Source organism: Propionibacterium australiense (genome assembly GCF_003666605.1).
GTDB lineage: Bacteria > Actinomycetota > Actinomycetes > Propionibacteriales > Propionibacteriaceae > Propionibacterium > Propionibacterium australiense.
In genome coordinates this window covers 42,723-52,066 of the sequence record NZ_RCIV01000016.1, presented here as the reverse complement: position 1 = coordinate 52,066, position 9,344 = coordinate 42,723, and the positions used below count along the sequence as shown (strand labels likewise).

At 70.2% G+C, this 9,344-nt stretch carries 7 protein-coding genes; 1 reads left to right on the top strand and 6 read right to left on the bottom strand.

All coding sequences use genetic code 11. The annotated features are described in order from the left end of the window. Positions 1-363: 363 nt before the first annotated feature. Genes D9T14_RS10600 through D9T14_RS10590 form a run of 3 tightly spaced genes read right to left on the bottom strand, consistent with a single transcriptional unit; the run spans position 364 to position 4,211 of the window. On the bottom strand, positions 364-2,415 hold the full coding sequence (locus D9T14_RS10600; protein WP_119162491.1) for a PTS fructose transporter subunit IIABC: 2,052 nt from the start codon (positions 2,413-2,415) through the stop codon (positions 364-366). A 27-nt stretch (positions 2,416-2,442) separates the two neighbouring features. Beyond that, positions 2,443-3,453, bottom strand: a complete 1,011-nt coding sequence (locus tag D9T14_RS10595; protein ID WP_119162489.1) for a 1-phosphofructokinase family hexose kinase — start codon at positions 3,451-3,453, stop codon at positions 2,443-2,445. Further along, on the bottom strand, positions 3,450-4,211 hold the full coding sequence (locus D9T14_RS10590; RefSeq protein WP_119162488.1) for a DeoR/GlpR family DNA-binding transcription regulator: 762 nt from the start codon (positions 4,209-4,211) through the stop codon (positions 3,450-3,452). The genes D9T14_RS10595 and D9T14_RS10590 overlap by 4 nt, the downstream gene beginning before the upstream one ends. A 459-nt stretch (positions 4,212-4,670) precedes the next feature. On the opposite strand from D9T14_RS10590, the gene D9T14_RS10585 reads away from it, so the two are divergent. After that, positions 4,671-6,236 (top strand): aspartate:alanine exchanger family transporter, encoded by a 1,566-nt coding sequence (locus tag D9T14_RS10585; protein WP_119162487.1) that lies wholly within the window; start codon positions 4,671-4,673, stop codon positions 6,234-6,236. A gap of 111 nt (positions 6,237-6,347) precedes the next feature. Here the strand turns inward: D9T14_RS10585 and D9T14_RS10580 are convergent, their stop codons facing one another. The 3 genes from D9T14_RS10580 to D9T14_RS10570 form a co-directional block, all read right to left on the bottom strand. Continuing rightward, positions 6,348-7,076: a hypothetical protein gene (locus D9T14_RS10580; protein WP_126464296.1), complete on the bottom strand. Its 729-nt coding sequence runs from the start codon at positions 7,074-7,076 to the stop codon at positions 6,348-6,350. Positions 7,077-7,149: 73 nt separating this feature from the next. Further along, on the bottom strand, positions 7,150-8,598 hold the full coding sequence (locus D9T14_RS10575) for an APC family permease (protein ID WP_119162485.1): 1,449 nt from the start codon (positions 8,596-8,598) through the stop codon (positions 7,150-7,152). A gap of 315 nt (positions 8,599-8,913) precedes the next feature. Beyond that, positions 8,914-9,138 carry an NIL domain-containing protein gene (locus D9T14_RS10570; RefSeq protein ID WP_119162484.1) on the bottom strand — a complete coding sequence of 75 codons (225 nt, stop codon included), beginning with the start codon at positions 9,136-9,138 and terminating at the stop codon, positions 8,914-8,916. Positions 9,139-9,344 lie beyond the last annotated feature (206 nt).

Genomic DNA, 9,344 nt, shown 5'->3' with positions numbered 1-9,344 from the left:
AATCCCACACAACATCAGACGCCGCATGAAGGTCGTCAAGGCTCAGGCCATCACTCATTGCGGATTCCTCCAAGGGGGTGGATGAGGCAACCCCGCCAGTCTAGAACGATCACACCTTGTCGACAGCCCTTTCACATGATGAGAGGGGCACGGCTGGTCAGCGGTCGCTCGGCCCGGCCTGCCAGCCACAGCAATCCCCCTTGTCGGATCAGGCCTGACCTCACACACCGTTCTTCCGACAACCCCATCCTCGCGTGAGGGGTCGGGAGGTTTTGGGCCGGGAGTGCCAGTGGCGCCCGGGCCGGAACCCGGGCGCCACTGGGTGTGCGGAGCGGAGAAGTGGTCCTTGTCAGAGACCGGCCGTCAGGCGGTCACGGCCTCAGTCTCAGCAGCCGCCTCCTGCTGGGACTCGGCGTTCTTCTTGCGCCAGGCCGCGCCCTTGAGCACGGTGACGAGCAGGCCGGAGACGATCGCGCCGACGACGATCGACAGCACGAAGGCCCAGAACCTCTCGATGGCGAAGAAGACGAAGATGCCGCCGTGCGGGGCCAGGGACGCGGCGCCGAGCGCCACGGACAGGGCACCGGTGACGGCGCCGCCGGCCATCATCGAGGGGATGACGCGCAGCGGGTCTGCCGCGGCGAACGGGATGGCGCCCTCGGAGATGAACGAGGCGCCGAGCAGCCAGGCCGCCGTGCCGTTCTCGCGTTCGGCGGGCGTGTAGTACTTCGGGCGCAGGGCCGTCGACAGGGCCAGGGCCAGCGGGGGCACCATGCCGGCCGCCATCGTCGCGGCCATGACGCGCATCGAGCCGACGTTGTTGATGTCCAGGTTCGTCGTGGCGAACAGGTAGGCGGCCTTGTTGATCGGGCCACCCAGGTCGAAGCACATCATGAGGCCGAGGATGATGCCCAGGATGATCGCCGAGGTGCCGCTCATGCCCGACAGGGCGTTGTTCATCGTCGTGGTGAGCCAGGCCAGCGGCCGGCCGAGGACGACGTACATGAGGCCGCCGGAGATCAGCGAGCCGACGAGCGGGATGACGGCGACCGGCATGAGGCCGCGCAGCCAGCGCGGCGCGTTGAGCGTGGTGAACCAGTAGGCGACGAAGCCGCCGACCAGGCCGCCGACGATGGCGCCGATGAAGCCGGCGCCGGTCAGGGACGCGATCGCGCCGGCGACGAAGCCGGGCACGATGCCGGGACGCTCGGCCAAGCCGAAGCCGATGTAGCCGGCCAGTGCCGGCAGCAGGAAGCCGAAGGCTGCCTGCCCGACCGCGAAGAGCACGGCGCCGATGTAGGTCATGAGGGCCGAGCCGGCCAGGGCGTGCCCAGTGGCCTCGGGCAGGTTCGCGAGGCTGTTCTCCAGGGCGATGTCCAGGCCGTTGTCGGCGATCTCGTAGCCGCCGAACAGGAAGCCGAGGGCGATGAGCAGACCGCCGGCGGCGACGAACGGGATCATGTACGAGACGCCGGTCATGAGGGACTGCTGGATGCGCTTGCCCCAGCCGAGCTGGGAGGCCTCCTCCTCGGCGTCGGCGGCGCCCTCGGCGACGGCGTGCACCTTGTGGGCGTTGGGGTCTCCGATGGCGGCGATGGCCTCGGCGATCATGGCGTCGGGCTCGTTGACGGCGCGTTTGACGCCGGACTCGATGACGGGCAGGCCGGCGAAGCGGTTGCGGCCCTTGACGCCCACGTCGGTGGCGAAGATGACGGCGTCGGCGGACTTGATGACCTCGGGCGGCAGCGGCTCGTAGCCGGAGGAGCCCTGGGGCTCGGCCTGCAGTTCGACGCCGGCCTTCTTCGCGGACTCGGTGAGGTAGTCGGCGGCCATGTAGGTGTGGGCGATGCCGGTGGGGCACGCGGTGACGGCGACGATGCGGGCCTTGGGTGCCGCGCCGGAGGGCGCCGGTGTCCCAGTGTCCGCCGCCGGGGCGGCCGGTTCGGCCGCGGCGGGCTCGGGCTGGGGTTCGACGATGCCGCGCACCAGGGTGACGATCGAGTCGGCGTCGGGGGCCTCGCGCAGTGACTGGACGAAGTCCTTCTTGACCATGGCGCGGGCCAGCTTGGTGAGCAGCTTCATGTGCTCCTCGCCGCCGTCGGCGCCGGCAGCGATGAGGAAGACGATGTCGGCCGGGCCGTCCTTGCCGCCGAAGTCGACGGGATTGGTGAGCCTGGCGAAGCCGAGCGAGGACTTGCTGACGGCCTCGGAACGGCAGTGCGGGATGGCGAAGCGACCGGGCATGCCAGTGGGGAACTTCTCCTCACGGGCCAGCGCGTCGCGCGTCAGACCCTCGGCCTCGGCCCGCCCGGCAGCGGCGATGATGCCGGCCAAGGCGGTGATGACCTCGGTCTTGGTCGAGCCGAGATCGGCGTCGAGAGCGACGATCTCCGGTTCGATGATGGACTCGGACATGAACATTTCTCCTAACCGGACGGGTTCTCAGGATGAGAGGTGTTCGGCGCGCTGCTGGGGCCGGGCGCCTTCGGAGGTTGTCTGGACCGCGGTGACGCTGGTCTGCACCTGCGCCGCCTGGTCGGGGTCTGGGATGGTGGATCCGGGCAGGCCGGCCGCGGCCGTGCCCCAGGCGACGGCCCGTGCCAGGGCCGCGTCATCATCGGCGCCGCTGGTGAGGCCGATGAGCAGGCCCGCCAGCGAGGAGTCCCCTGCGCCGACGGTCGAGCGCACCTCGATGGGTGCGGCGATGGCGTGCCAGGCGCCGCTCGCGGTGACGAGCAGGGCGCCCGCACCGCCGAGTGTCACCATGACGCGTTCAATGCCCTTGGCGACCAGGCCACGGGCTCCGTCGAGGACGGCGTCGTAGTCGCCGCGCGAGGCGGCCTCCTCCATGGCCTCGCCGTCCCCGCCGCAGATCTGGGCGAGCTCGACGGAGTTGGGCTTGATGAGGTCGGGGGCCGCCTGCGGCAGCGCCTCGGCAAGCGCCAGGAGCGGGGCGTCCGAGGTGTCGACGCAGACCCGCGCGCCGCGCTCGCGGATCCTGGGCACCATCCGGGCGTACCAGTCGGAGGGCAGGCCGGGCGGCAGGGAGCCGGTCATGACGACCCAGTCGGCCTCGGCGGCGGCAGCGAGCACGGCGTCCTCGAGTCGGGCGCGTTCCGCCTCACTCAGCTCGGCGCCCGGCTCGTTGAACTTGGTGGTGGTGCCGTCGGGCTCGGTGACGGTCAGGTTCGTCCGCACGGCGTGTGCGACGGGCACCTCGCGATGGTCGATACCCGCGTCGACCATGCCCTGGAGCAACGGGTCGTGCTCGGGAGCCGGGACGACGGCCAGCGTCGGTACGGCGGCGTTGTGCAGGGCGCGCGAGATGTTGACCCCCTTCCCTGCCGCGACGGTGGTGATGTCGGTCAGGCGGTGCACCTGGCCACGGACGATGGGCGCGGACAGGGCCGCGGAACGGTCGAGGCTCGGGTTGGGAGTGACTGTGACGATCATGCGCAGACCACCTTCAGGTCTTTGTTCCGGATGAGTTCGAGTTGACGCTGCGGGATGCCGGTGTCGGTGATGAGGACGTCGATGTCGTCGAGTGTGGCGAAGCGCACCGTGGACTCGGCGCCGATCTTACGGGAGTCGGCGAGCAGCACGACGGTGCGAGCGGCACCGATCATGGCGGTCTTCGTGGCTGCCTCGTCCATGTCGGGGGTCGACAGGCCGTGTTCGACCGAGAGCGCGTTGGTGGCCATGAAGGCCACGTCGACGCGGAGCCGCTCGAACTCGCTCGTGTTGCCGACCGTGGCGGCCGTCGTGCCGCGCAGGCGACCGCCGATGAGGCGCACCTCGCAGCTCGTGCGTGCACCGACCTGGGCCGCTATGGGGGCCGAGTTCGTGATGACGACGTAGTGCCCGTCGGCGGGCAGGTGGGCCGCCAGCCGTGAGGTCGAGGAGCCGGCGTCCAGCAGGACGGTGCCGCCATCGGCCGGCAGGTAGTCGACCGCCTTGAGGGCCATCCGCTCCTTCTCCTCGACGGCGGAGGCGTCGCGGGTGTCGAGCGGGGCGTCGCCCAGCTGGTCGAAGTCGGCGGGAATCGCGCCGCCGTGGACGCGCCGCAGCAGGGCCTTGGCGTCGAGCGCGTCGAGATCGCGGCGGATGGTCTCGGGGACGACGCCGAGACGAGCGGAGGCCTCGGCCACCGAGACGCGACCGTTCTGCCGCGCGTGCTCGACGAGCCACTTGCGACGTTCCTGCGGGTACATCCGCCCACCTCCTGCCCTGAGCCGCCATGGCGCCGGCATCACGGTGGGGGTCTCACCGTCAGTCGGCAACGGGATTCACGAACGGCGGCCCCGCAGCCCTGCGACGGCCGACCATGTTTCCCGCGAACAAAATGTTGTTATGGGTTGGACTCTAGCGGTTCAGAGCCAAGAAAGCTAGCACCTCACCCAACAAAAACCACCGATCCCAACATTGAGGCATGGTGCTCCTCCGGTGGATCCCGAGGCAGGGTCACGACGCCCGGCGCTGCGGGGGTTGCGCCCCGGGCGGAGAGACAGGTTCGCGGAGGGCGAGGCGTGGCCGCACCGCAGCCCTCACGGGCCCGCCGCTGCCGGGCCGGCGGGTAGGCTCAACAAGTCCGCAGCGCAGTGGCCCGGCGCTGCGTGCGCCGGCTGCTCCGGCGCGGATCGTCCACCGGAATCGAGTACCCAGGGCCAGGAATGATCGCATACCTCGTCGCGCATCCGCTCCTCACCATCATGGGCGTCCTCGCCCTCGGGGCGCTACTGGGCCAGATCAGGTTCGGCCCGCTGCGCTTCGGCGCGGCCGGTGCGCTCTTCATCGGCCTGCTCGTCGGCATGATCGACCCGGGACTGGGTGATGGCCTGGGACTGGTCAGGCAACTCGGTGTCGTCCTGTTCTGCTACACGGTCGGCCTGTCGGCCGGCGCCACGTTCCTGTCGGACCTGAGGCGTCAGTGGACGCTCATGGTGGCGGGCAGCGCCGCCCTGATCCTCATGGCGGTAGCGGCCACGGCCGGGGGCCGGGCCGTCGGCCTGAGCCCCGCCCACGTCTCCGGCCTGTTCGCCGGGGTGCTCACCTCACCCGCCATCGACGCCGCCCAGCAGGCCACCGGCGACGATCCGGGCACCTTGTTCGCCTACGCCGTCTCGTACCCGACCGGTGTCGTCGTCGCCATGGTCATGATCGCCCTCGTCGCCACCAGGCACTGGCCCGGCCGGCGCGACAACGTCTCGCTCGCCGAGGCCGGCATCAAGGCCGTCAGCACGAAGGTGACCCGGGACGCCGCCATCGAGCAGATCCCCGGCTGGCCGTCGAGGATCCGGATGAGTTATCTGCTGCGCGACGGCCAGATGCGCGTCATGAGCCGCCGGGACGAGCTGCACCGCGGCGACGAGGTGCTCGTCGTGGGCATGCCCGAGGACGTCAACAAGGCGGTCGGCTTCCTCGGCTACCGCACCAGGCACGTTCTCACCGAGAACCGCCGGGACGTCGACTTCCGGCGCTTCGTCGTCTCGAACCCGCACCTGGCGGGGCGGGCCCTCGGCGACATCGACGTGCGCGAGCAGTGCGACGGGCTGGTCACCCGCGTGCGCCGCGGGGACCTGGAGATGCTCGCCACCGACGACCTGGTGCTGCAGCCCGGCGACCGCGTCCTGGCCGTCGTGCCCCGCGGGCGGCTCGGCGACGCCCAGGACTTCTTCGGCGACTCGGAGGCCCGGGTCTCCCAGGTCGACGCGCTGAGCCTCGGTCTGGGCATCGCCGTCGGCCTGCTGGCCGGCGCCGTCTCGGTGCCGCTGCCCGGCGGCCTGCGGTTCAGTCTCGGCGTGGCGGCCGGCCCCCTCATCGCCGGCATGGTGTTCGGCGCCCTGCACCGCACCGGGCCCTTCCGCTGGCAGCTGTCGCACGCGACGAACCAGGTGCTGCGTCAGTTCGGACTCATGGTCTTCCTGGCCTGTGTCGGTCTCGCCACGGGCCCGGCCTTCCGGTCCGATCTGCTCACCTGGGACTGCCTCAAGGTCGTGCTCGTCTCGGCCGGTTCGCTGGCCCTGGGCGGCGGCGGGCTGCTCCTGGCGGCCAACCGGCTCGGCCTGTCGGCGCAGCGCGCCGCGGGCGGATTCGCCGGTTTCGTCGGCCAGCCCGCGGTGCTCGGCTACGCCAACTCGCTCGTCAACGACGAACGCGTCGACTCCGCCTACGGCGCCCTCTTCGCGCTGGGCACGGTGGTCAAGATCCTGCTCGTCCAGGTGATCGCACTGGCCTGAACCGGCCGCGCTGCGCCCCGGGCCGCTACGTCCGGTGGCCGCCCGCGCGCTGGGCGGGAATCGGGGGGAAGACCCGGGCCGGGTTCGCGCGTACCGTTTCGGCGATCCTGCTCAGCCGCCGGAGCCGTCGACCGTCTCCTCGGCCGCCGGGGGCTCGTGCACCGGCACGTCGTTCCAGCGGTCGAAGGTCAGGGTGCTCGCCCCGTCGGTCATCGAGATCGGCAGCATCGTGGCCGGGTCGATGACGAACTCGGTGTTGTGGCCGTCCGAGAACACCCAGGTCTCGGCGCCGTCCTCGGTGCTGCCGATGCTGGCGCGGTCGATCTTGCTGGCGTCGAGGTCGGCCGTGACGAGGTCGACGAGCGCGCTCGGAACAGTCGACTTGCCGAGTCGCTCGCTGTCCTCGGCGCTGACCGTGACCCACTTGTCCTTGATGAACTCGTACTGCTCGCTGGTGATCTCGTTGGCCGTCCAGTAGGCCTCGTTGCCGCGCACGTAGGTGGTGCCGTCGGCGACGACGATCTCGGCGGACCTGTCGCCCTCGGTGACCGTGGCGTACATGTTCGTGCCGTCGACCGTGCTGAGGATGTCGGCGGTGCGCTCCGTCCCCTCCTGGTCGATGCGCCAGCTGCCCACCACGTGCACCGACGAGGCCTGCGCGATGGCGTCGTTCATCTGCTGCAGGGCCGTCTCGGCGGCGACGGACGGGGTGGGGGTGGGTGTCGGCGTCGCGCTGGAGGCCTCGCCGTTCGAGCCGTTGTCACCGGAGCCGCAACCGGCCAGGCCGCCCACGGCGAGGACACCGGCCATGAGGACCGCTACCAGACGCGTCTTTGTCATGTCTCTCCCTGATGAACGAGGATCCCGCCCCGATCTTCCCACATCCGCCCGGCACGCCGGGTGGCTGCGGCCCTCAGCCGACGTACTCGCGCACCTTCCTGCCGCGGATGTAGCCGACCAGGGCGAGCAGGACGATGAAGGCCAGCGTACCCAGGGTCAGGGCCTCGAAGGAGGCGTAGGAGACGCCCGATGCCTGCGAGAAGTCGTAGTCGATGCCGATGAGCGTCTCGAGCGTGCCGGGGAAGATGCTCACCCACGAGCCGAGGGCGACGAAGGCCGTCGTGATGATGCACAGCGCGCTGAAGACCCAGTCGGGGCCGGGCACCCGGAAGGGGCGCTCGGCGTCCGGCACGGACAGGCGCAGTTTCATGGCGGCCGGGATGACGATGAGATAGCTGAACAGATAGGTCGTGATGGAGACGCCGAGGACGACGTCGAACAGGGCAGCGCTGGAGCCGGTGAGGCTCATGGCGGCGACCATGAAGCTCGTCGAGACGATGCCCGAGAGCAGGTTGACGCGGATCGGCGTGCCGAGCCTGGGGTGGAAGCGCCCGAAGAAGCCTCCGAAGAACGAGCCGTCGGCGGCGGCCATGGCCTGCATGCGGTCGGACATGATCATCCAGGCGGCGCCCTGGCCGATGTTGGCGAGCGTGAACATGGCGACGGCGATCGTCATCATGACCGGGGCGGCTTCGCCGTAGACCGAGAAGACGGTGGACACGGCGGCCAGCAGGCCCGAGACTCCGTCGATCTGGCTCGGCGGGATGACGAGCAGGATTGTCAGCACCGGGATCGTGTAGAAGACGCCGGCCATCGCGGAGGACCGCAGCACCGAGACCGAGACGTCGCGCTGGGCGTTCTTCATCTCGCCCGAGGCGCTCGAGGAGCTCTCGAAGCCGAGGAAGGCGAACAGCAGCAGCGGGATGAGGGTGATGAAACCGGCCTTGGTCGGGACGAAGTCGGCGCCGCCCAGCGGCTGGATGCCCTCCCTGGCGGCGTAGACGATGGCGGTGCCGACGAACAGGGCGATGAAGCCGAGCTTGAAGAAGGCGCCGCCCGTCGGGATCCACTTGGCCTTCGACAGCGACAGGATGGCGGCCAGCACGGTGATCCAGATGAAGCAGATCTTGAAGGCGTAGTCGGCGGCCGATCCCTCGTGGAAGTGGACGAGGTAGTTGCGGGCGGCCTCGGCGTTGAGGAAGGCCATGGAACCGCCCACCCACACGGGCTGGGTGATCCAGGTGAAGGCCGAGGCCACGGCGGCCGCCGGGCGCCCGAAGGCCCGGCGGGCCCACAGGTAGACACCGCCCTCACCGGGGAAGGCCGAGCCGGTCTCGGCGAAGATGAGGGCGTACGGGATGAGGAAGACGATGATGAGGAAGACGAGCCAGGTGAAGGTCTCCGGGCCCTGCGCCGACACCGAGCCCAGCATCTCGAGACCGACGACGGCCGAGAAGATGAGGAAGACGATGTCGAAGCGCCCGAGGGTGCGCTGCAGGCGCCCGGTCTGCCGCTGCGCCATGCGCGTGTCGGTCGCGTGGTCCGTTCTCGTGGGGCGATCCGCCGTGGCGGGGTGATCCGTTGTCGTCGTCACATCTGCCTTCCCGGCTGCGCAGACCGCTGCGCGCACCTGACCGGGCCCCGGTCCCGGCCGGACCAGGGCACCTGGCACATCGTAGGCCCTGCGCGCGATGCGGGACGAACCGTCCGGCAGGGTGGACGCCACGAGCCGACCGGTGCTGAGCAGTCACCTTGTTTTCGCCCTTGCGGCGGGCCCCGGAACGGGCAGACCCATGCGGTCACCAGGGGGCCGGGCCCTGTGCTCCTGTGCCGCGGTTCAGCGGGCGATCCAGTGGATGCCGTGCGCGTCGAACCAGCTCGTGGCGGCGGCCTGCGCATCGGCGTCGGCGTCGAACTCGACGGTCGTCACGTGCACCGGGAAGATCTCCATGGTGGTGGTGCGGCTGCCTGTGACACGGGAGGCGAGGCCGAGGTCGGTGGTGAGCCTGTCGAGGACGGAGCGGGTGGCGTCCTTCTGGACGAAGAACAAGTCGAGAGTCATGATCGGTTCCTGGTCGTCGTGGCGGGTGGTGCTGGGGCGGGGCCTGCTCGGGACCGACGGACGCCGAACCGTTCACCGGTGGGACGCCGTCAGGAGCGGGCGCGACAGCACTGACAACAACGGCCAGCGGGCATGGTGAGCCGCGGCATTCGCGCACGGATCACCTGGAACATGGTTGTGAGTGTAGGACACGGTGGCATCCAGGC